Raw genomic sequence first — 23,347 nt, forward strand, 5'->3', positions numbered from 1 at the left:
ATATTTGCTGTAGACAAAATGTAACTTTATAAATTACATTAAAGGAAAGAATAAATATGAGCAAGAAAATATTAATAACCGGCGCCAATAGGGGATTAGGCTTAGGTTTTGTGAAATCAAGTCTCGACAGAGGATACACAGTATTTGCCGGATGCAGAATTCCAGATAAGGCAGAAGAGTTACAGGAATTAGAAAATAATTTTAAGGAAAGGCTATTCATCATTAGCCTTGATCCTACAAAACTAGATAGTATTCAAAGAGCTGTAGCAGAAATTAAATCGAAAACAAATTCTTTAGATATACTTGTAAACAATGCAGGGATTAACTCAAAGAGCAGTGGTGTAGATCCAGCGATTCATTTACAACTGGGGAAACTGCAAGCCGAGCCAATGCTCGCAATGTTTCATTTGAATGCAATCGCACCAATTATTATGGCGCAAGAATTTTTAGAATTGCTAGGTGAAAGTGGCAAAGGAAGAGTAATCAATATATCATCTTGGTTTGCGTCTCTATCCATTCCACAAAAGGGAAATTATACATATAGCGCAAGTAAAACAGCATTGAACATGCTGACAAAAATCTTAGCGAATGATTTAGCAAAATTGAATATTATTTCTTTTACAGTGAATCCGGGTTGGATGAAAACAGATATGGGCGGAAAGAGTGCAAATTTGGAGCCTACAGAATCAGCTAGAAGTATTTTGGAATTTTCTGAAAGAATAAAGTTGGAAGACAGTGGAAAATTTTTCAACCATGATGGGAGCGAACATCCTTGGTAGCAGAAATCATCTGTCAAGAGAATTTCAGGCTGTGCTTTGTCAGAGATTTGAAACGACCAATAAAACCTATCCTGCTTCGGGAAAATTTGAAAATTTACAAAGTTAATGGTTCAAACAGATTATGTTGCACCCAAAGGAAGCAACATTGAGTTCTACTCGGATAATCGGAGTTTGCCAATTACTCAGAAAAGAATTTTTAAACTGCAAGTTTATAAAGATTTTTTTCGATTTCTTTATTAATCGAAATATCTATAATAATAACAAAATTTTTTACAGAGTAAAGAGCTCCGTCACCATCTTCGTCTATAACTCTAATTCGCCCTTTGACAGTGCTGGGTTTGTCGGAAAGTTCATAGGCTTTACGCAATATTAGGGAAGCCTTATTCCCATGATTATTTATACAGATTGCATATTGTTTCATAAATCCTCTTTATCAATTTCTCCTATTATTTCAAAATCCATAACACCATTTCGCTTTTTGTCTTTTCTCTAGTTGGAAGCTTTTCTAATAAATACCGAAATTGTTTAATTAGTTTTTTCGTAAATTTATTATGAATAGAAACTATTAGTTTTTAGCAAATACTATTCGATAAATTTTAAGAAATAGGAATTGAAAAAGTAGAAATAAAATATTGGAGTAAAAGTAATAAAATAACAAAAAAGCTAGACAGAAATAGAAAAAGCCTAACAATTACCGACCGAGCCATGCTCAACACCAAATGAAAGACTGGAGTAGCAATATGCGAAATACAAGACTAAACAGAATGAATAGAATAGTAAGAAGCGGCAAATGTAAGAAGTCGCTAGTGAGACTTCAAAGTTTCTTAGCCTTATTTAGTTTTGTATTTTCGATATTGTCTGCTTCGTTATTTTTAATACCTAGTTCATTGAATGCACAGGATCCGATCTACCCGATAGGATTAACAGGCGGTGGAGCAAGTGGAAACCCAACGTTGCAATTGAATAATTACGATGCGGCAGGGATGGAAGATTTTTTTCAGGATGCGAATACACAAGCGGGCGATGTGGACAGTTGGGTTGCACTGGTAGTGGATAATATTGGTATGCTTCGTGCATCGTGGGAAAGCGAAGCTGATTTACAGATACAAGATTATGTAAAAAATTTGAATGTGAGTGATAATTACAATGGTGTGGCTAATTACCGTGATGCGCTGCAAAAAGAATTGAATTCCCAGAAAGAAGCAGCACTTGCATTATGGGAAAGAACTGCAATGAAAGATATAAATCTACAATTGGAGAATTATGTAACTAGCTTAACCGGTGGGATAGAAGATGAAGCAGTTGTCAATACAGAGAGTAGCCAATCAAATGCAACTGAGGTATTATCCAATAACAGACTAACACCAGAACAAATAAAAGCAAGCTTTGGGGAGAGTAAACGGGATTGGGAAAATCAGTTCCGTACGTCAGCAGATACTGGATTAAAACAATACGATGATTCCTTAGATACGATAAATGCAAATTATTCGCGCTTTATGCGTCAGCTAGATAATGCGGATGGAACCTTCCAACAGAATTTACAAGCAATTCAGGAATACAAGAATAATGTGAAAAGTGGGATTCGCACTACTGTAACAAACTTAGAAAAATTTTTAAATGAGCCTGCTAATGATAGTTTGTTTGGAGGTTCTAACGGTAAAAGCCGGACACAGGCAGGGCTTGACTTAAATTCACTCATTGTTGAATTTAGAGCATTGCTCGCTCCTAATGCACAAGATGATTTTAGTTTCATACTAACAGAATTATCATCTAAGATGAGGGAGTATTTAGGAAAACAGGCAGGGAACGCAGCAACAAGACAAACTACCATTCAAAATCAAGTATATACTAATTATGTGAATAACGATCCCAGCGCAATTGCAAATATGAAGGACAGGACTGATGCAAAGGAACTCACAGGACCAATTTTTTCCGATCTGAATGGAGCACCGGTAATGAATCAAAATTATCAGACATTCATTGATTATTTTAAAGGTAAATTTTCCCTTGATGTCTTTATGAGAACAATTAATGATTACTATTGTGGCGAATGCAATCTGACCGCATACCAGATTGGTGGAGCTCCGCCAACATCAGGAAGAGCGATAACAAAAATATATGATGCGAATATATTTGCTAGTTCTCATCCCTGGTTTTGGGAGGATGCGGTAAATAACGCAACACATACAGCTTGGGGCGCTAGCAGTAATTATCAAAGTGATGGAGCCGGTTATCTTTACTGGCAAGAAACTTTAAATGCTTGCCAGGTATGTGCACCAGTGAGTCATTTTCAAGAGACCTTTGCTTACAAAATATCTTATCAAGTAACTGATTTTACAGCACAGACAAACGCGGTTACCTGGGGAAATTTTGCAAATCAATTGAACACTCAATTTAGCAACTGGCAAAACAATCTTATCCCCGCGATTAGTAATTGGGAATCACAAGCGGCTAATTACAATAACTTCTACCATCAGTGGAAGAGTAATGCAGATACTTTAAGAGCAAACGCGAAGACAGAATACGAGGCTTCCACAGCGAAGATAGAATCCGATAGATCAAAATGGCTACTAGCGATGGAGAATCAAAAGAAAGATGCAGAGAAAGAGTGGGATAGTATAGAGAGTAAACTCAATGTAAATGAAATGACAGGAAAAGACTTGAGTGCCCTACTCTCACAAACACCGAGCGCAGATGCGATAGCGGTTAATTCCCCGAATGCGCAAGTGAATAGTTTCAATACTACTCTCAACAATTTACAAAATACAAAGTTTAACTTTCAGAGCACAGACTACCGAGATGAGATAGCCAGATACAATTACACTGGTGAAAAACCAAAAGATGGATTAAGTGAATTAAAAAAATTTGGTATAGCTGAGACTATCAAGTCAGCCTTGACTGATCCATTTTCGAATCAGAATTCATATTCCATTTTTAATCCAGAATACAACGCTCCTTCTACGAGCGTAACCGGTATTAACCTTAAAACTGCTTTTACGAGTGCATTCAATGGAGTTCAGAATCTGGCATATGTAAACGGAACAACTGATGCTGCGGACAGATACCAAAAGGAATACTATGATTCGATAGTGAATCAATACAAGTATACGTTTAAAAAAGATGTAATGGATGCAAGAAGGGAAACTGCATTAGATAATTATATGTTATCGGAATTCAAATTAAGCAAAGCCCAAGTGGATGATATATTGTCTGGTAAAGCTGCATTGAAAGGTGGAATAGATTTAAAAGCGGCAAGAACAGCATTTTTGAATAAATTAAGCGATACGGATTTGTTAAGTGCGTCGGAGAAAACAGCATATGAAACAGGAACCTGCTACAAAGATTTAGCCAAGTGCGCATTCATGGAAACAAACAAAGACCTAAAATCCATAACAGTAGAAAACGGGCAAATCGTGATAACGCGTGAGATAAGTGATGGAACAATTCATCTTGGAGATGGCGGTGTGCCAAAAGAAGGAGAGCCAAATTACAATCTAGTTGGTGGTTATCAATCCGGTAAGAAAACAGACGTTATCCGCGTGAACATGGCGAAGATGGGAGTTGTAATACAAAATCCAAAGGATTTATTTACTCAGTGGACAAACGAAGATTACAATGCAATAGCGGATAATTTGGGTGATAAGGCAAATGAACTGTTTGCGTCAGCGGAGAAAGATAGTAAGTTAATAACCACAGGAATCAGTGATTCAGTAAAGCGTGGAGAGCAGTTGATGCAAGTAGCGATGGGAGCAGCACAGTCCGCGGTAGCGAAAGACGAGATGGTGAAGAGTGTAGTGCAGGCATACCTGACCGGAGGGATGGCAGGGATACAGTCGATGGTGAAAGACAAAATCAGAGATGCGTTTATTGATAAAGTAGCAGAGGCAACGGGCATTAACCCCGACTTGGTGCGATTTGCGACAGGAAGATTTGAACAGGCGAAATTAACAAAGAAGATGAATAATCAGGCAGCGGGACTTGGACGTGGAGTTGGTGCTGTGATGGGTGCTGGTGTAATGATGGCAATGGGTCCTGTAGGTCCGTTAATGATGGCAGGTCCACTCGGAGCTACAGCACTCGGTGCAGGAGCAGGAAACAGATTAGGAAGTAACATGATTTCCGGTGGCACATTGCGAACAACATTGAATAACCCCATCGTAGACGCTGGTCTCACGATGTCATCGGGATTAGCTGGCGCAATGATGGGAGGTCCTGCTGGACTGGTTGCAGGAGTAGCGGCTAAGAACAAATTGATGCAAAGTAGTTCTGTTGTATCAAACAACAACCAATACAATGCGCTGCAACAACAAGAGATTGGACTCATTCAAGACGCAGCAGGAGCGGCAGTAGCAAACGCAATCGGTAGACCGGATGCAGCAGGAAACTTTTCACAAATACTCGGTGGACTTAAGAAAAGACAAGTGGCTAAGAAGAATAATGCGAACTTGGGAAAGGTTGCTAGTAGTGGTGTCGCCAGTGCTCTTAATATGGCAAATGGAATGGTGAAGGGTATTGTGAAGAATGCAGCGATAGCCGTAGGGGGAAGTGCCGATACATTCGACCACTTGACGGCTAATCCATTTACTCCACCAGGAACGTGGACTGGTGCGGCTAAGGTGGATATGTCGAAGGATGGGTTAATGAATCGAGTGCAAGAGATGGCATTCGCTGAGTTCTTGGAAAATAACGGTATGGATGCTGATTTAGCGAAGAGTGTGGCGGGTGCTACAAATAATAAAATCAAGGCAAAGAAAGCGAAGAAGGAAGAGAAAACTAAGGCGATAGAGTCTACGGCACAGACAGCAGTATCAGTGGCATTGGCAGCGATAACGGCGGGAGCGGCTACTCCTCTATTAACTGCACTCAATACATCGGCTACTGCGGCTAATACGGTAGTAACTACAGCGAATATAGGATTGCAAGCTGCGATTGGTTCTAGAACTGGTGGCAAATCAGGAGCATTAGCAGGAGCGCTTAACGGTATATTTCAATCAGCCGCAGGTGGTGCCTTGTCGAATGCGGGAAAAGCAGTTGGGATGTCACAGACGGCGGTGGATAATATTGTTGCTGCTGAGAAATATTTAAAAGGGGTAAATGTAAGTTATTCGAAAGAAGACGGCTTCGGGATAAAGGCAAACGTGACTGCTGCTGTCCAAGGACTTGGAACTTCTCTTGGCTTTGGTAATGCAGATGCGATGAAAGCATTGTTTACGAATGTAACCATCGGACAATCACAGCGTGGTGGAGCAACATTTAACCTAGGAACAAATCTCGGATTCGGGACAATCGGTGTTAGCTACACGGGAAGTTCGGGAACATTTGGTGGAAGTTATGATATAATAGAAAGACAAGTTGGTGGTGCAAACTTTAGCTCTGAATTATCCTACGACGGCAAAGAGGGATTTAGCGTGAGCGGGAATGCTGATTTCGGAAATGGATACGGACTTGGAATCGAGAATGGACGAAATGGAACGAGTGGTTCATTAACGATTTTAGGTTCTCAACAAGGAACTGTAGATGTAAATGGAAACTATACGGCTAATGAGAATTTCCTCGGTGAGATTAATGGTCAGGATATTGCTGATTTGGCGGACACTATAGAGCGTCAAAGACTTGCAGAGGAGAATGAGCGTAATCCGGTGAAATCAGCGAAGGACGCTGCTGATGCGCAAGAAGTTGGTGGTGAGGAAGGTCCGCAAGGGCTAGTGGATTTGGTGTTTGCTGGGACTGCGGTTTTAATGACTGCTGCTGCTACGTTTATCGCTGGGGGTGGGTCTAGTGCGGCTTCGCCGAGTTCTCCTGCGGGTGGTGCGGGTAATGGTGGTAATGCGGAAGTTCCTATTGCGAGACGACGGGAGGATGAGGAAAGTTCTACAACGGCTAACGACGAACATTCGCAGGAGGCTAGTTTCTTTGATCGTGTGACTGGTTTTGTGAGTGATGGTATTGATTTTATTGGTAATTCTGTAAGTAATGGCTTTGATTCTGTAAAGGCTAGTGTGTTCAATGTTTTGGGGATAAGACCAACAGCAGTTCCTATGTTTATTGGTTCTATCAGTGAAATAGATTCGAATCCAATTAAGGATAGAGAGTTTGGAATCGTAGAAAATGAACCTCCATTTCCGGTTGCAGACTCTAATCCTCATTCAACGACAAGCGAGGAAAGTAGTGAAACTCCGATTAAGCCTACAGTGAGTAATTCCGAGAATGCTAGAATCGCTTTTATAGATAACAATATCATAAGAAGAAGTGAAGGTTTTCAGCCTACGCTATATGAGGATAAGCGTGGACGAGTTGCAATAGGTTATGGAAATACACCTTCGAATTTTCCATCTTTGTATTTGAGTAAGGCTGAAATTGAGGCGAACACAAGTCTTAGTAAGAAAAATAAAGCAGAATTATTAAGGATCAGGGGGCTACTAGATGATTCGAAAGCATCAGGGAATTATGGAAATCAGCAAGCTGGTATTATAGCGCAGCTACCGGAAAACTTACGTAGATATATCTATACACCAATTGAAAAATATCCGACTCATATATTTCCAGATGGATCAGGAAGGACATACAGGGATTTACATCCGTATTTTGGAAATGCACAAATTAATGAAGGCAATGCAATGGCAGTAGCGAGAAGAGACCTTGATCGAGTAATTGGCAATATGCACAGTAACGGTCGTGGTGAAATGGTTTCTGTAGAAACTTTAAACAGATACCCACAAAATCAAATAGAGCAAGTATATAATTTTATATATTGGTCAGGTGGAAATCCATATACGACGAAAGAAGGAGAAAATCTAATAAATGACAGAAAAGCTGCCTTGACAAGTAGACTTTACAATGCCCTAAATAATTCGAACGAAACAACTCGCTTAAATGAATTGCGTGCAGTATTCGATGCAGTTGAAACCGATCCTGATTTTGGGATGGCTGGTAGAGTGCAGAGTTGGAGAGATGCATTTCCTAGATCGGAAACAACAAAATGAAATACTGGTTAATGAATATTATCCCCTTTCTTATTATAGTACCACTCAATGCACAGGACTTTGTTAGAAATCGTGACGAATGTTTGCGAGAAGAGGTATTAAAAAAATTAAAAGGAACTTGGATTGTTGATAGTGTCATCCATTTTGTAAATAAGAAGAATGTAATTTCTAAAAGTAGATTAGATATTCCCGAAGAAAGGAGAGACAAAAAGCTAACAATTGGAGACGATTTTATACAATGGGAAGAGCCAATGTATGATTTCAAAACTAAAAAGTTAGAAAAACAGTATTGCAAGTTGTCCTCGATGAAAATTTTTAGAGGAAAGGTAATGAATTCTTGTTATAACTGCAATAAAGAAGACTACGAATTCTCTTCTCCTTATGATGTAGTTGTCAACGTGTCCAATCCCTATAGGAAAACCTGTGACGATTCTCAAACTTCTTCAAAATATGATTTACTTGAGTTTACATATAATACTAGACTAAAGCGAATCGGGATGGCTGATTTTTTTCAAGGATTGTTTTTAAAAAAAATGACACCTATGAAAGATATTGATTTCAGTGTAATAGAAAATTGCGATCATAGTTTTCAAAGCTGCAAAGAATGTGAAGGTTTAGTGCGTGAGGATAATTCTGTCTTGAAAAGTCTTGAGGGGGAATGGGAAGTATTCAAGGTAAGTCATCAACAAGAAGGCTTTCCTGAGATGAGCGAAGAAGAAAGAGAGGATTTGATTGGAAAAAAAATTCTCGTTACCGAGGAAGGATTTCGATTTCTTTCCAAATTAGATTCATATTCTAGAAATTATTATGACTATTACTGTCCCTCTAAAAGAGCCTTAATAGTTCATACTACATTTGATAAAGTAGATATGCTAGCAAAGAAAAACAATTCTGAATACGTTAGTGCTGGCTTTACGTTATTTAACGCAAAAGGTCCTATGTATGTTAAAACAAAAAAAGGAATAAAATTCAAACCATTTACAAGCGAAACAAAAGTCTTATACATTGATAACCCATGCCAAATCACTATCTTTGATACAATATTAGTATTCTTTAACAAAACCATGGTGCTCCAACTTGAAGGAGATTATTTATATTTGAATAGAGTGAAGAAAAAGAAATAATGCGAATAATTCTTGTTAAGGCTAACAAAGTGTACCTACTCCTAAGCGAAAGCGATCAAGGCGGTGTCAATAATTTGCATACTCGAAAAAAATTCTTGCAACACAATAAAGAGCAAATTATTGACAATAGCCGCGAGCGCGGTCGGTGTGTTGTGGTAGAGGTAGGGTGTCGCTCGCCAAAATGCAATCCGCAAGACTATTTGGAGGTGGTATGCCAACGGTATACATGGTGTAACCCTCCGAGTATAGGAATTGCATTTGGTGAATAAAGTTTAGAAGGTAATAGCTCATAGATTCTACCAAGCGGTGAATCTTTATTTCTAAAAAGATGAGACCGAGATTGATTGTAATAATTAATATATTCCTTGAGAAGTTTATCAAGATGATGCTCATTAAAAGGAATGACATGATCCAACAACTCTCTTCTCACTGTTCCATTAAATCTTTCCATAATCACTCATTAGTCATATCAATAAAGGGGAAATCGACAAAGCAATGCAATTCATAGCAGAAACACAAAAGCAAACTAAAGATCATAAAACCGGTGTAACGGCAACAACGCCGTATCTTCTCGGAACTAGAATCAGAAACTACAATACCGTGAAGTGGTTCCTGACAGGTCAGCAACCTTCTCATATGCAAGACAAGGTGCCAGAATAGAGGCATGGAATGAAATTAATTTTCTTTTTCATTATTATAATACTATCAACGAATCATCCATTGCTTTGGGGAGAGAGCAAGGAAGAGATAGATAAAAAGAAAGGGGAATTTCAAAAAATTGAGGGAAAATGGAAGTTAGACAGGATTGTTTTATCAAATGGGAGTGATACCTCTCATTTAAATGAGGGTGTGGATTTAAAGCATATTATAGAAGTTTACTGGTTAAAAATCGAAAAAGAACGAATGTTGCTTTACTCGCAGGAAGAAGCTTGGAATGATTGCACTCTTGTATATAGGACATGGGAAAGGCTAGGGCGATTCTGGAAATATGTAATGTACAATAAATTAGATCCGTTTGATGATAAGCTCATATACAAGCCTTATGAAAAAATAAAAATTTTTTATGCAAGATGCACAAAGGAAGGCGGAACGGAATCTGATATAGTGTTTCGAGAGGTTGTACATGTAGGGAGAGCGGATGAAATATTTATCGTATTTGGAATCCAATTCTTTATTTATAAGAGAATAAAATGAAAGGTTTCTTAATTTTCATGTTCTTGATTAGTACCTTATTTGCAGAAGAAGCGATTCGTATACCTGACGAAGAAGTGCAAACCTACCACGCAAAATTTTACGGGGTATGGGTAATTCACCGTTATCTGTATGGAAGTCGAAGCCCTCAATCCTTTGTAATGAAAATTGAGAGGTTTCATTATTATCATAAACATGTAGTCGGGAATCCGCAAAGATGGCTAGGAAAAAGAATACTTATAGATAGTGAAAAAATTCAGTTTCCGGATCCGCTAAAGAAATATGATAGATACCATGATTCTAGAAAATGCTCCTTTAATTTAGATAGTGATATTTATATTTATAAAAATTCCATTACATATATCTTGGATAGCGACTTTGGCAACTATGGTTATAAGAACGCATTAGGCTTTAACTCAAATGATAAATATATACTTTTAGAAAATTTTAATTGTTATGAAACACCTTTTGATAAAATTTTTCTAATTAATGAAAAGGAACTTGTCTTTAATTTTGGTGGAGTTTTCTTCATTGCGAAGAAGAAGGGTGTGCTTCGCCAAAATGCAATCTGCAATGATTACTTGGAGGAGGAATGCCAACGGTATACATGGTGTAACCCTCCGAGTATAGGAATTGAATCTGGCGAATAAAGCTTGCAAGGGAGAGATTCATAGACACGACCAAGAGGCGAATCTTTATTTCTAAATAAATGAGAACGAGAGTTATTGTAATAGTGAATGTAATCCTTGAGAAGAGAATCTAAATGATCTTCGTTGGAGATGATAATATGATCTAAAAGTTCTCTTCTAACAGTTCCATTGAAACGTTCCATAATTCCATTCTGCCATGGCGAATGAAATGCAGTACGCTTGGGGAATATACCGAATCTCCGCAAGAAACAACGAAAGTCTTTAGAGAATATTTTATCATTGTCCATGATGAGATATTTTGGAAGAACTTCGACGAAACCGAAAGCATTACGAATTTGTTGTTTAACCCAATTTGGATTTGGATAATAGGTAGAACGAAAGTAAATGATCTCTCTAGTCTTGTGCGAGATAATAAACAAAGTATACAAAGTCTTAAAATTCCATGTATATGAAACACAAAAATCCATTGCGATGATTTTATCAGCATGGTTAGAAAGAAAAGTTTTCCAAGATTGCTTCGCTTTATTATTCGGAAAAAGAATTTTCAGGTAACGGGAAACAGTTCTTTCGGAGACTTTGAATCCTAAATGTAAAAGTTCCGCATGAATTTTGGGAGCACCATATGTTGGATTTTCTGTTTTGATACGAATAATAAGTTCCTTCAATTCTCGGATAATAGGCTTTCTCCCCGCTATTTTAAGAAATAGACTCTTTGAGATAAATGACCAATAGACTTTGAAAAGATTTCGATGCCATCCGATTATGGTTTCTGGTTGGACGATAAAGAGATAGTCTTTCCAGTTTGCGAGAAATCGTTTTAAAAATACCCAGAATAAAATGAAAGTAAAGCTAGGTTTGATTTTCTTTCTGTAACGAGCGCGAAGGATTCTGAGTTGGTGCTTGAGAGCGAGATTGGCGAGTAAGGAATGATTGGAATCATTGAGTAAAATTTTAAGGAATAAGAATTGAAATAGAATGAATAAAACAAACGACATGAAAGGGAGGGATAATTAAAAGAAATTGGAAATGATGTAAAGAAAAAAAGTAGAAATAAAATATTGGAGTAAAAGTAATAAAATAACAAAAAAGCTAGACAGAAATAGAAAAAGCCTAACAATTACCGACCGAGCCATGCTCAACACCAAATGAAAGACTGGAGTAGCAATATGCGAAATACAATTTTAAGAAAAGTGAATAGAATAGTAATAAGCGGCCAATATAAGAAGTCGCTAGTGAGAATTCAGGGATTCTTAGCCCTGTTTAGTTTTGTATTTTCGGTATGTTCTGCTTCGTTATTTTTAATACCTAGTTCATTGAATGCACAAGATCCGATCTACCCGATAGGATTAACAGGCGGTGGAGCAAGTGGAAACCCAACGTTGCAATTGAATAATTATGATGCGGCAGGGATGGAAGATTTTTTTCAGGATGCGAATACACAAGCGGGCGATGTGGACAGTTGGGTTGCACTGGTAGTGGATAATATTGGTATGCTTCGTGCATCGTGGGAAAGCGAGGCTGATTTACAGATACAAGATTATGTAAATAATTTGAATGTGAGTGATAATTACAACGATGTGGCTAATTACCGTGATGCGCTGCAAAAAGAATTGAATTCCCAAAAAGAAGCAGCGCTTGCATTATGGGAAAGAACTGCAATGACAGATATAAATCTACAATTGGAGAAGTATGTAACTAGTCTCACAGGTGGAATTCAGGATGAGGCAGTTGTAAATACAGAGAATAGCCAATCAAATGCAACGGAAGTATTATCCAATAACAGACTAACACCAGAACAAATAAAAGCAAGCTTTGGGGAGAGTAAACGGGATTGGGAAAATCAGTTCCGGACGTCAGCAGATACTGGATTAAAACAATACGATGATTCCTTAGATACGATAAATGCAAATTATTCGCGCTTTATGCGTCAGCTAGATAATGCGGATGGAACCTTCCAACAGAATTTACAAGCAATTCAGGAATACAAGAATAATGTGAAAAGTGGGATTCGCACTACTGTAACAAACTTAAATGACTTTTTAGATGATCCAGCAAATGAGAGTTTATTTGGAAAGCCAGCGAATCGAGAGCAAGCAGGTAAAGACCTATACTCCTTGATTGTCGATTTTAAAGCATTGCTCGCTCCTAATGCACAAGATGATTTTAGTTTCATACTTACAGAGTTGGCATCTAAGATGAGGGAGTATTTAGGAAAACAGGCAGGGGACGCAGCAACAAGACAGACTACCTTTCAAAATCAAGTATATACTAATTATGTGAATAACGATTCGAAAGGTAAAATAAATGCAGATATGAATACTGTTGATGGCGCTGAGCCTTTGACTGGAGGCGTAAAAGTAGTCGGTCTATATCCGCCAAAAGTATATGGGCAAGACCCATTAGTAGAAATAATTGCTGCTTTTGTAACAGGTGGGACTATGGGAATTGCTACAAGCTATGCGAGGGCTCTGAACAATAATGCTCCCGCTAGTTATGGTTTAACTCAACTCAGCTACGATGTAAATGTAGCTCCGCCTTTAAATGGAAGGGCGATAACATCCATTAATGGAGCAAATCTGTTTGGATACTCAAAAACAGCTCCTAACCTACCCTATTGGGGAGCTTGGGGTATGAATCAAAACTTAGCACAAAATGGAGTTGATTTTACTTGGTTCGGAGCATACAAACCAGGTGGAGCGGATCGATTCAATCAAGAGACCTTTGCTTACAAAATATCTTATCAAGTAACTGATTTTACAGCACAGACAAACGCAGTTACCTGGGGAAATTTTGCAAATCAATTGAACACTCAATTTAGCAACTGGCAAAACAATCTTATCCCCACGATTAGTAATTGGGAATCACAAGCGGCTAATTACAATAACTTCTACCATCAGTGGAAGAGTAATGCAGATACTTTAAGAGCAAACGCAAAGACAGAATACGAGGCATCCACAGCGAAGATAGAATCCGATAGATCAAAATGGCTACTAGCAATGGAAAATCAAAAGAAAGATGCAGATAAAGAGTGGGATAGTATAGAGAGTAAACTCACGACAGATGAAATGACAGGAAAAGATTTGAGTGCCCTACTCTCGCAAACTCCGAGTGCAGATGCGATAGCGGTTACGGATTCTAATGCGCAAGTGAATAGTTTCAATACTACTCTCAACAATTTACAAAATACGAAGTTTAACTTTCAGAGCACAGACTACCGAGATGAGATAGCCAGATACAATTACGCTGGTGAAAAACCAAAAGATGGATTAAGTGAATTAAAAAAATTTGGTATAGCTGAGACGATAAAGTCAGCCTTGACTGATCCATTTTCGAATCAGAATTCATATTCCATTTTTAATCCAGAATACAACGCTCCTTCTACGAGCGTAACTGGTATTAACCTTAAAACAGCCTTTACGAGTGCATTCAATGGGGTTCAGAATCTGGCATACGTAAACGGAACAACCGATGCTGCGGACAGATACCAAAAGGAATACTATGATTCGATAGTGAATCAATACAAGTTTACGTTTAAAGAAGGTGTGCTGGAAAATGCGAAAAAGAATGCTGCGATTCGGGATTGGAATGAGAGTCATGCAAATGATCAGATTTCGTTGATTCCTGCGAATGGAGAAAACCCGTTAACCCATCAGTTAAGAATTGGAAATGCAATAAAAGACTGGGAGAAGAGGCATGAGAAGGAGGGGGATATAGCAGCATTAAGTGCAACTGATCAATTGAATTACAAGAACGGGACTTGTTACAAGGATATATCCAAATGTTCTTTCATGGAAGTGAATAAAGATTTAAAATCCATAACAGTAGAAAACGGGCAAATCGTGATTACGCGTGAGATAAGTGATGGAACAATTCATCTTGGAGATGGCGGTGTGCCAAAAGAAGGAGAGCCAAATTACAATCTAGTTGGTGGTTATCAATCCGGTAAGAAAACAGACGTTATCCGTGTGAACATGGCGAAGATGGGAGTTGTAATACAAAATCCAAAGGATTTGTTTACTCAGTGGACAAACGAAGATTACAATGCAATAGCGGATAATTTGAGTGATAAGGCAACTGAACTGTATGCGTCAGCGGAGAAAGATAGTAAGTTAATAACCACAGGAATCAGTGATTCAGTAAAGCGTGGAGAGCAGTTGATGCAAGTAGCGATGGGAGCAGCGCAATCGGCAGTAGCGAAAGACGAGATGGTAAAGAGTGTAGTGCAGGCATATCTGACCGGAGGGATGGCAGGAATCCAATCGATGGTAAAGGACAAAATCCGAGATGCATTTATTGATAAGGTAGCAGAGGCAACGGGCATTAACCCGGACTTGGTGCGATTTGCGACAGGAAGATTTGAACAGGCGAAATTAACAAAGAAGATGAATAATCAGGCAGCGGGACTTGGACGTGGAGTTGGTGCTGTGATGGGTGCTGGTGTAATGATGGCAATGGGTCCTTAGGTCCGTTAATGATGGCAGGTCCACTCGGAGCAACAGCACTCGGTGCAGGAGCAGGAAACAGATTAGGAAGTAACATGATTTCCGGTGGCACATTGCGAACAACATTGAATAACCCCATCGTAGACGCTGGTCTCACGATGTCATCGGGATTAGCAGGCGCAATGATGGGAGGTCCTGCGGGACTTGTAGCAGGAGTAGCGGCTAAGAACAAATTGATGCAAAGTAGTTCTGTTGTATCAAACAACAACCAATACAATGCGCTGCAACAACAAGAGAATGCATTAATCCAAGACGCAGCCGGAGCAGCAGTAGCAAATGCAATCGGACGACCGGATGCAGCAGGAAACTTTTCACAAATACTCGGTGGACTTAAGAAAAGACAAGTGGCTAAGAAGAATAATGCGAACTTGGGAAAGGTAGCATCGACTGGGATAGCCGCTGGAATGAATATGGCAACGGGCATGGTGAAAGGCATCGTGAAGAACGCAATCATCGCAGTAGGAGGACGTGGGGATACATTTGAGCAGCTAACGGCAACACCATTTACTCCACCAGCAACCTGGACTGGTGCGGCTAAGGTGGATATGTCGAAGGATGGTTGGAAGGATCGGATTCAAGAATATGCAACAGCAGAATTTCTAGAGGCTAATGGAATGGACGCGGATTTGGCTAAGACTGTGGCTTCGACCACGAATGCGAAGATAAAGGCTAAGAAAGCGAAGAAGGAAGAGAAGACAAAGGCGATTGAGTCTACAGCACAGACGGCGTTGGCTGTGACAGCGTTAGTTATAACAGGAGGCACTGCTGCACCTGCATTAGGAAGTGCGTTGACTGGTAGTGCTGGTGCTAGTTTTTATGCAGTGCAAGGGGCTAATATAGCGTTACAGGCTGCGATTGGTTCAAGGACAGGTGGAGTGCAAGGGGCTGTAGCCGGAGTTGTGAATGGAACATTACAGTCATTAGCTGCAACGAACTTAGGGAACATTGCTAAAGGAGCAGATAAGTTGGTAGAGAAAGCAGATGAGATTCAGAGTATGGCGATTAATAACCCGTTAATCGCTAAGACACTGGCAGCGACTAATGTGAGTTACACCAAGGAAGATGGCTGGGGGATAAAGGCAAATGTAAGTGGAGTGGTTCAGGCTTTGGGAGTTAGAGGTGGACTTAATTTCGAAAGATTTACGAATGTCACTATCGGACAAAGCCAACGCGGTGGAGCAAGTGTGAATCTCGGTTTTAATACAGGTGCAGGAACGCTTGGGGTAAACTACACAGGGGCGACGGGAAGATTCGATGGGTCGTTTGATATAATGGAGAGACAGGCGGGAACAGGAAATTTAAGTGCAGAGTTAAACTACGGAGAAGATGGATTTAGCGTTAGCGGAAATGCTGATTTAGAAAATGGGCTTGGTTTTGGATTAGAGAGTGGACGAAATGGAACTACTGGATCACTGACGATTCTAGGCTCTCAACAAGGAACTGTAGATGAAGATGGGAATTATGAGGCTAATAGCAACTTCTTAGGTGAGATTAGTGGACAGGATATAATTGATTTGAATAATACTCGTCAAGCACAACGAGAGGCTGAGGAGAATGAGCGTAATCCGGTGAAGGACGCTAACACTGCTAAGGATGCGAAATCTGCTAAAGACGCGAAGGATGCTGATGCTAAGGAAGTTGGTGGCAAGGAAGGTCCGGAGGGTATAGTGGATTTGGTGTTTGCGGGGACTGCGGTTTTGGTTTCTGCTGCGGCTACGTTTATCGCTGGTGGTGGTTCGAGTTCGGCTTCGCCGAGTGCTCCTTCCAGTGGTCAGGGGGCTGCGGGTAATGGTGGTAATGCTACGATTGCTAGGAAGCCGGAGGATGATGATAATGCGGTTGGGCATGATAATGAAAATCCGAGTAAAGGGCTTACATCGAAAGAATTGAATGATTATAAAGCTTTGCAAGATAAACTACGGGCTAATGAAGATTTAACTCCTGCTGAACAGGAAAGGCATGCTTATTTAGGTAAGATTCGTAATATTGAGGTGAATGCGAATTCTGTCGCCGATGCGAATAACGGTGGTAAGGTGCGTGATGTTGATGCGGAGATTAGGCAATTACGAGATGGCGATCAGGCTGAAATGAAGCGTTTGCAGGATAAAGTAAGAAATAATACTGCAACGAATGAAGATAAAATGAAACTCGGAAAACTTTTTGAAAAATTAAGCACGATTGAAGTTCACGGACAAAGAGATCCAAAAGATTTTAGTTTCTTAGATGGAATAGATAATCCAATAGAAGCAGTCGCGTTGATTAGAGAAAAATATGGTAACGATGTAGCCGATGCATATGCGCAGGGTGTGGACAATCAGAAGATGAGAAATTTCTGGAAAGGACTTGCGGATTCTACGATATTATCCCCTCTTACTGCGTATGATTGGATGCAACATTCACCGAAAGACGCGAATCCAAAGCCTGTAGAACCAGAATATACAATGCCAGATGAAATGAAAGGCAAAACAGAAGCGGAGAAGGAAGCGTATATAAAAGGAAAGAAACTAGAAGATAAGAACGGAATGTCGAATACAATTGGTACCGGACTCGGCGTTGGTGTGATGGTAGCCGGTGGAATATTACTATCGACGTGGGTCGGCGGAGCGATGGGTGTTAGTGGGATTCTTGGCGGTATTAAGAGTAAGCTGAGTAATTTAACAAAGATAGAAAGGACAGTTGTCAAAGAAACAGGAAAGAAGAAGAATATTTTAAATGCGGCTGATGACGCTTTGCCAGATCCTAATAAGGCTAGGATAAATCCAAACTCAGTTGACGAGTTGCCGCCTAATGGTAAGAAACCTCTATCAACCGAGAACTTATCAGATACTGAAAATCCCAATTTGCATCCTGATGGAACTAGACCATTAGATATTGATCCAGAGAATAACAAGATTAATCCTAATGATCCCAATGAATCTAGATTAGCAGATTTAAAAAGGAGACAGGCAGAGCAAAACACACTCAGAGATGAGCAAAAAAGAAAGCAAGACGAACTGGCTAGGAATGAGGGTAAAGGCAAACAGCCGCAGCCATCGCAACAGCAGCAAAGTGGTGAAAATACTCCTCAACAATTTTTTAATTCGATAAAAGATTCTCCTAAATACCCTGAAGACTTTAAACCTAAGTTATTTGGAACTTCAAAGAATAAAGTTAAGGACAAAGAATTACTTTACCAGTTAAGGCAACAGTATCCTGGTGATTGGAAAAAAGTTTATAAAGATGGCTATGATTCAAACGGAAACAAAGTTTCAGTTCATTATTTTCAAAATGAATCGGGAATAGTATTTGACGTAGAGACTCACGAAGGTTGGAGTAACTAGTATATGTATTTTAGTTCTAACGATGAAAAAAGTTTAAATACTTTATTGTTACTCATTTGTTTAGGTATGCTTAATGCTATAGATAAGAAAGTTCTCACCGAAAATTTTGCCGAAAAGGTTTTATTTAATCCAAGATCAGTAAAAATATTGAAACTTAATAAGAAGATTGATCCAAGAATCGCAGATTTCTTTTTAGAGTTTTTAGAATTAGATGATATACGAAGAATTATTCCTGAACAGTATGAAGCGAAGAAAGAAAATCTTAGACTCACTTTATTGTCTTTTGTAGTGGAATTAAACAGTAAAGACGAATTGCAATGCTTTGATAACTTTCTAAAAGAAGATCTATTGGAAAAAACAAAAAATTATTTTGTTAATAAAGAAGATTTAGATGAATTATAATTATTTATTGTCAGTTGATGATTTATAAAAGTGAAACATCTGTCACTCGCCAAAATGCAATCCGCAATGTTATTTGGAGGTGGTATGCCAACGGTATACATGGTGTAACCCTCCGAGAACAGGAATTGCATTTGGTGAATAAAGTTTAGAAGGTAATGGCTCATAGATTCTACCAAGCGGTTGTCGCTCGCCAAAATGCAATCTGCAATGATTACTTGGAGGAGGAATGCCAACGGTATACATGGTGTAACCCTCCGAGTATAGGAATTGCATTTGGTGAATAAGTTTACGGTAACGGCTCATAAACTCGACCAAGTGGTGAATCTTTATTTCTAAATAAATGAGACCGAGAGTTATTGTAGTAATGAATAAATTCCTTGAGAAGCTTATCAAGATGATCTTCACTAAGAGGAATCACATGATCCAACAACTCTCTTCTAACAGTTCCATTAAATCTTTCCATAATCCCATTCTGCCACGGCGAGTGAAATGCCGTTCTCTTTGGGATAATCCCGAATCTCCGCAAGAAAGAGCGAAAGTCTTTTGAGAAATTAGAATCATTGTCCATGATAAGGCATTTAGGAAGAGTTTCTACAAAACCGAAAGCATTACGAATCTGCTGTTTCATCCAAGCAGGGTTTGGATGAAAGGTAGAACGAAAGTAAATGATTTCTCTGGTTTTGTGCGAGATGATAAAAAGAGTATACAAAGTTTTAAAATTCCAAGTATATGAAACACAAAAATCCATAGCGATAATTTTATCTGCATGATTAGAAAGAAAAGTTTTCCAAGATTGCCTTGCTTTGTTATTCGGGAAGAGTATTTTTAAATAACGTGAGACGGTTCTTTCGGAGACTTTAAAACCTAGATGTAAAAGTTCTGCATGAATTTTAGTTGCGCCGTATGTCGGATTCTCAGTTTTGATTCGACAAATGAGTTCCTTTATCTCTCGTATAATCGGCTTTCTACCCGCTATCTTTCGAAATAAATTCTTTGAGATAAAAGACCAATAGACTTTGAAAAGATTGCGATGCCATCCGATTACGGTTTCGGGTTGAACGATGAAAAGATAGTCTTTCCAATTTGACAGAAATCGTTTTAAAAATACCCAGAATAAAATGAAAGTAAAGCTAGGTTTGATTTTCTTTCTGTAACGAGCGCGAAGGATTCTGAGTTGGTGCTTGAGAGCGAGATTGGCGAGTAAGGAATGATTGGAATCATTGAGTAAGATTTTAAGGAATAAGAATTGAAATAGAATAAAGAAGACCAAAGACATGAAAGGGAGGGATATGTAAAAGTTTTTGGCATTGAGGTAAAGAATAAAAAAGAAATAAATATTAGAATAACAATAATAAAATACCAAAAAAGCTAGACAGAAAAAGAAAAAGCCTAACAATTACCGACCGAGCCATGCTCAGCACCAACTGAAAGACTGGAGTAGCAATATGCGAAATACAATTTTAAGAAAAGTGAATAGAATAGTAATAAGCGGCAAATGTAAGAAGTCGCTAGTGAGACTTCAAAGTTTCTTAGCCCTGTTTAGTTTTGTATTTTCGGTATGTTCTGCTTCGTTATTTTTAATACCTAGTTCATTGAATGCACAAGATCCGATCTACCCGATAGGATTAACAGGCGTGGAGCAAGTGGAACCCAACGTTGCAATTGAATAATTATGATGCGGCAGGGATGGAAGATTTTGTTCAGGATGCGAATGCACAAGCGGGTGATGTAGATAGCTGGGTTGCGCTTGTAGTGGATAATATTGGTATGCTTCGCGCATCGTGGGAAAGCGAGGCTGATTTACAGATACAAGATTATGTAAATAATTTGAATGTGAGTGATAATTACAATGGTGTGGCTAATTACCGTGATGCGCTGCAAAAAGAATTGAATTCCCAGAAAGAAGCAGCACTTGCATTATGGGAAAGAACTGCAATGACAGATATAAATCTACAATTGGAGAAGTATGTAACTAGCTTAACCGGTGGGATAGAAGATGAAGCAGTTGTCAATACAGAGAGTAGCCAATCAAATGCAACTGAGGTATTATCCAATAACAGACTAACACCAGAACAGATAAAAGCAAGCTTTGCGGAGAGTAAAGAGGTGTGGGAAAATCAGTTCCATACGTCAGCAGATACTGGATTAAAACAATACGATGATTCCTTAGATACGATAAATGCAAATTATTTGCGCTTTATGCGTCAGCTAGATAATGCGGATGGAACCTTCCAACAGAATTTACAAGCAATTCAGGAATACAAGAATAATGTGAAAAGTGGGATTCGCACTACTGTAACAAACTTAGAAAAATTTTTAAATGAGCCTGCTAATGATAGTTTGTTTGGAGGTTCTAACGGTAAAAGCCGGACACAGGCAGGGCTTGACTTAAATTCACTCATTGTTGAATTTAGAGCATTGCTCGCTCGAATGCACAAGATGATTTTAGTTTCATACTTACAGAGTTGGCATCTAAGATGAGGGAGTATTTAGGAAAACAGGCGGGGACGCAGCAACAAGACAAAAGGGCATATGCAGACAAGATATTAACACCGTATATGAATGATGTTGCAAATCCACAGTTAGCGAATATTAGTTCTAACCCGGATTCGCAAGATGGTAAAAGCAATTAGCATATCAAGATGAGATGTATAATAATATATTTCGTTGGACTGTGCCCGGTGGAGCAGGAAACAGTCTTGAACAAATTTTAAATAGATCCTTAGCTTCCACCAAGAGGTTACTCGAATATTATCAGCAAATATATTTTCCAGTTCTCATCCTTGGTTTTGGGATGATGCAATCAATAACAGCACACATACAGCATGGGGCACAGAAAATAATCTTTTGAAAGATAGAAACAATTTTCACATTTGGAAAGAAACATTAAATGCATGTAGTATTTGCACCTTTAAATCATCAACAGGATGCATTTTATTACAAGATCAGTTATGAAGTGAAAGATAAGACTGCCGAGACAAACGCGGTTACCTGGGGAAATTTTGCAAATCAATTGAACACTCAATTTAGCAACTGGCAAAACAATCTTATCCCCACGATTAGTAATTGGGAAAGCCAAGCGGCTAATTACAATAACTTCTACCATCAGTGGAAGAGTAATGCAGATACTTTAAGAGCAAACGCAAAGACAGAATACGAGGCATCCACAGCGAAGATAGAATCTGATAGATCAAAATGGCTACTAGCGATGGAGAATCAAAAGAAAGATGCAGATAAAGAGGAGTAGGATAGTATAGAAAGTAAACTCACAACAGGTGATATGACAAAAGGAGACTTGAGTGCCCTACTCTCGCAAACTCCGAGTGCAGATGCGATAGCAGTTACCCAGTTCTAATGCGCAAGTGAATAGTTTCATACTACTCTCAACAATTTACAAAATACAAAGTTTAACTTTCAGAGCACAGACTACCGAGATGAGATAGCCAGATACAATTACGCTGGTGAAAAACCAAAAGATGGATTAAGTGAATTAAAAAAATTTGGTATAGCTGAGACGATAAAGTCAGCCTTGACTGATCCATTTTCGAATCAGAATTCATATTCAATTTTCAATCCAGAATACAACGCTCCTTCTACGAGCGTAACCGGTATTAACAACAAAACTGCTTTTACGAGTGCATTCAATGGAGTTCAGAATCTGGCATATGTAAACGGAACAACTGATGCTGCGGACAGATACCAAAAGGAATACTATGATTCGATAGTGAATCCAATACAAGTATACGTTTTAAAAGATGTAATGGATGCAAGAAGGAAACACTAGATAATTATATGTTATCGGAATTCAAATTAAGCAAAGCCCAAGTGGATGATATATTGTCTGGTAAAGCTGCATTGAAAGGTGGAATAGATTTAAAGCAACAAGAACAGCATTTTTGAATAAATTAAGCGATACGGATTTGTTAAGTGCGTCGGAGAAAACAGCATATGAAACAGGAACGTGCTACAAAGATTTAGCAAAGTGCGCATTCATGGAAACAAATAAAGACCTAAAATCCATAACAGTAGAAAACGGGCAAATCGTGATTACGCGTGAGATAAGTGATGGAACTATTCATCTTGGAGATGGCGGTGTGCCAAGAAAGGCGAGCCAAATTACAATCTAGTTGGTGGTTATCAATCCGGTAAGAAAACCAAGATGTTATCCGTGTGAACATGGCAAGGATGGGAGTTGTAATACAAAATCGAAGTTTATTTACTCAGTGGACAAACGAAGATTACAATGCAATAGCCGGATAATTTGAGTGATAAGGCAACTGAACTGTATGGTCGGCGGAGAAAGATAAGTTAATAACCACAGGAATCAGTGATTCAGTAAAACGTGGAGGCAGTTGATACAAGTAGCGATGGGAGCAGCACAATCGGCGGTAGCAAA

Annotated in this window: 19 protein-coding genes; 14 read left to right on the top strand and 5 right to left on the bottom strand. The window is 38.9% G+C overall.

What is annotated here, in order from left to right:
* The first annotated feature begins 56 nt into the window (after window positions 1-56).
* Complete coding sequence (locus IPH52_17480) at window positions 57-779, top strand: SDR family oxidoreductase (GenBank protein MBK7056800.1); 723 nt, start codon at window positions 57-59, stop codon at window positions 777-779.
* 196 nt (window positions 780-975) lie between these two features.
* On the opposite strand, the gene IPH52_17485 is transcribed toward IPH52_17480, so the two are convergent.
* Entirely contained in the window at window positions 976-1,200 is a 225-nt protein-coding gene (locus IPH52_17485) for a hypothetical protein (GenBank protein MBK7056801.1), read from the bottom strand.
* Window positions 1,201-1,498: 298 nt separating this feature from the next.
* Between IPH52_17485 and IPH52_17490 the strand changes: the two genes are divergently transcribed.
* Window positions 1,499-7,762 carry a TIGR04388 family protein gene (locus IPH52_17490; protein MBK7056802.1) on the top strand — a complete coding sequence of 2,088 codons (6,264 nt, stop codon included), beginning with the start codon at window positions 1,499-1,501 and terminating at the stop codon, window positions 7,760-7,762.
* Window positions 7,759-8,886 (top strand): hypothetical protein, encoded by a 1,128-nt coding sequence (locus IPH52_17495; protein ID MBK7056803.1) that lies wholly within the window; start codon window positions 7,759-7,761, stop codon window positions 8,884-8,886. Before IPH52_17490 ends, IPH52_17495 begins: the two co-directional genes overlap by 4 nt.
* A gap of 196 nt (window positions 8,887-9,082) precedes the next feature.
* Here IPH52_17495 and IPH52_17500 read toward each other — a convergent pair whose 3' ends face one another.
* A complete protein-coding gene (locus IPH52_17500; protein ID MBK7056804.1) occupies window positions 9,083-9,337 on the bottom strand; it encodes a transposase in 255 nt (84 codons plus the stop codon).
* A 44-nt stretch (window positions 9,338-9,381) separates the two neighbouring features.
* Here IPH52_17500 and IPH52_17505 point away from each other — a divergent pair, with 44 nt between their 5' ends.
* From IPH52_17505 to IPH52_17515, 3 genes are read left to right on the top strand one after another with little or no spacing between them, the layout of a single operon-like run.
* The gene (locus IPH52_17505; GenBank protein MBK7056805.1) at window positions 9,382-9,546 is read left to right on the top strand and encodes a hypothetical protein; all 165 of its coding nucleotides are present in this window, start codon (window positions 9,382-9,384) and stop codon (window positions 9,544-9,546) included.
* 9 nt (window positions 9,547-9,555) lie between these two features.
* The gene (locus IPH52_17510) at window positions 9,556-10,080 is read left to right on the top strand and encodes a hypothetical protein (protein MBK7056806.1); all 525 of its coding nucleotides are present in this window, start codon (window positions 9,556-9,558) and stop codon (window positions 10,078-10,080) included.
* Window positions 10,077-10,727 carry a hypothetical protein gene (locus IPH52_17515; GenBank protein ID MBK7056807.1) on the top strand — a complete coding sequence of 217 codons (651 nt, stop codon included), beginning with the start codon at window positions 10,077-10,079 and terminating at the stop codon, window positions 10,725-10,727. The genes IPH52_17510 and IPH52_17515 overlap by 4 nt, the downstream gene beginning before the upstream one ends.
* Here IPH52_17515 and IPH52_17520 read toward each other — a convergent pair.
* The gene (locus IPH52_17520; protein MBK7056808.1) at window positions 10,655-11,722 is read right to left on the bottom strand and encodes a DDE-type integrase/transposase/recombinase; all 1,068 of its coding nucleotides are present in this window, start codon (window positions 11,720-11,722) and stop codon (window positions 10,655-10,657) included. The genes IPH52_17515 and IPH52_17520 overlap by 73 nt on opposite strands.
* Before the next feature lie 150 nt (window positions 11,723-11,872).
* Between IPH52_17520 and IPH52_17525 the strand changes: the two genes are divergently transcribed.
* From IPH52_17525 to IPH52_17535, 3 genes are read left to right on the top strand one after another with little or no spacing between them, the layout of a single operon-like run.
* Complete coding sequence (locus IPH52_17525) at window positions 11,873-15,190, top strand: TIGR04388 family protein (protein ID MBK7056809.1); 3,318 nt, start codon at window positions 11,873-11,875, stop codon at window positions 15,188-15,190.
* Between the two features lie 8 nt (window positions 15,191-15,198).
* A complete protein-coding gene (locus IPH52_17530) occupies window positions 15,199-18,549 on the top strand; it encodes a hypothetical protein (protein ID MBK7056810.1) in 3,351 nt (1,116 codons plus the stop codon).
* Between the two features lie 3 nt (window positions 18,550-18,552).
* Complete coding sequence (locus tag IPH52_17535; GenBank protein MBK7056811.1) at window positions 18,553-18,951, top strand: DUF3969 family protein; 399 nt, start codon at window positions 18,553-18,555, stop codon at window positions 18,949-18,951.
* Window positions 18,952-19,020: 69 nt separating this feature from the next.
* Here IPH52_17535 and IPH52_17540 read toward each other — a convergent pair whose 3' ends face one another.
* Together IPH52_17540 and IPH52_17545 are read right to left on the bottom strand one after the other, a co-directional pair.
* The gene (locus tag IPH52_17540) at window positions 19,021-19,254 is read right to left on the bottom strand and encodes a hypothetical protein (GenBank protein MBK7056812.1); all 234 of its coding nucleotides are present in this window, start codon (window positions 19,252-19,254) and stop codon (window positions 19,021-19,023) included.
* Window positions 19,238-20,221, bottom strand: coding sequence for a transposase (locus tag IPH52_17545; protein MBK7056813.1), 984 nt, complete (start codon window positions 20,219-20,221; stop codon window positions 19,238-19,240). The genes IPH52_17540 and IPH52_17545 overlap by 17 nt, the downstream gene beginning before the upstream one ends.
* Window positions 20,222-20,396: 175 nt before the next feature.
* Here IPH52_17545 and IPH52_17550 point away from each other — a divergent pair, with 175 nt between their 5' ends.
* The 5 genes from IPH52_17550 (at window position 20,397) to IPH52_17570 (ending at window position 23,078) form a co-directional block, all read left to right on the top strand.
* Window positions 20,397-20,621: a hypothetical protein gene (locus tag IPH52_17550; protein ID MBK7056814.1), complete on the top strand. Its 225-nt coding sequence runs from the start codon at window positions 20,397-20,399 to the stop codon at window positions 20,619-20,621.
* Entirely contained in the window at window positions 20,614-21,432 is an 819-nt protein-coding gene (locus tag IPH52_17555; protein ID MBK7056815.1) for a TIGR04388 family protein, read from the top strand. The genes IPH52_17550 and IPH52_17555 overlap by 8 nt, the downstream gene beginning before the upstream one ends.
* 409 nt (window positions 21,433-21,841) lie before the next feature.
* Window positions 21,842-22,198, top strand: coding sequence for a TIGR04388 family protein (locus tag IPH52_17560; GenBank protein MBK7056816.1), 357 nt, complete (start codon window positions 21,842-21,844; stop codon window positions 22,196-22,198).
* 282 nt (window positions 22,199-22,480) lie between these two features.
* Complete coding sequence (locus IPH52_17565) at window positions 22,481-22,735, top strand: hypothetical protein (protein MBK7056817.1); 255 nt, start codon at window positions 22,481-22,483, stop codon at window positions 22,733-22,735.
* 112 nt (window positions 22,736-22,847) lie between these two features.
* Window positions 22,848-23,078, top strand: coding sequence for a hypothetical protein (locus IPH52_17570; GenBank protein ID MBK7056818.1), 231 nt, complete (start codon window positions 22,848-22,850; stop codon window positions 23,076-23,078).
* The last annotated feature ends 269 nt before the right edge of the window (window positions 23,079-23,347 follow it).

Source organism: Leptospiraceae bacterium, from assembly GCA_016708435.1.
Lineage (GTDB): Bacteria > Spirochaetota > Leptospiria > Leptospirales > Leptospiraceae > UBA2033.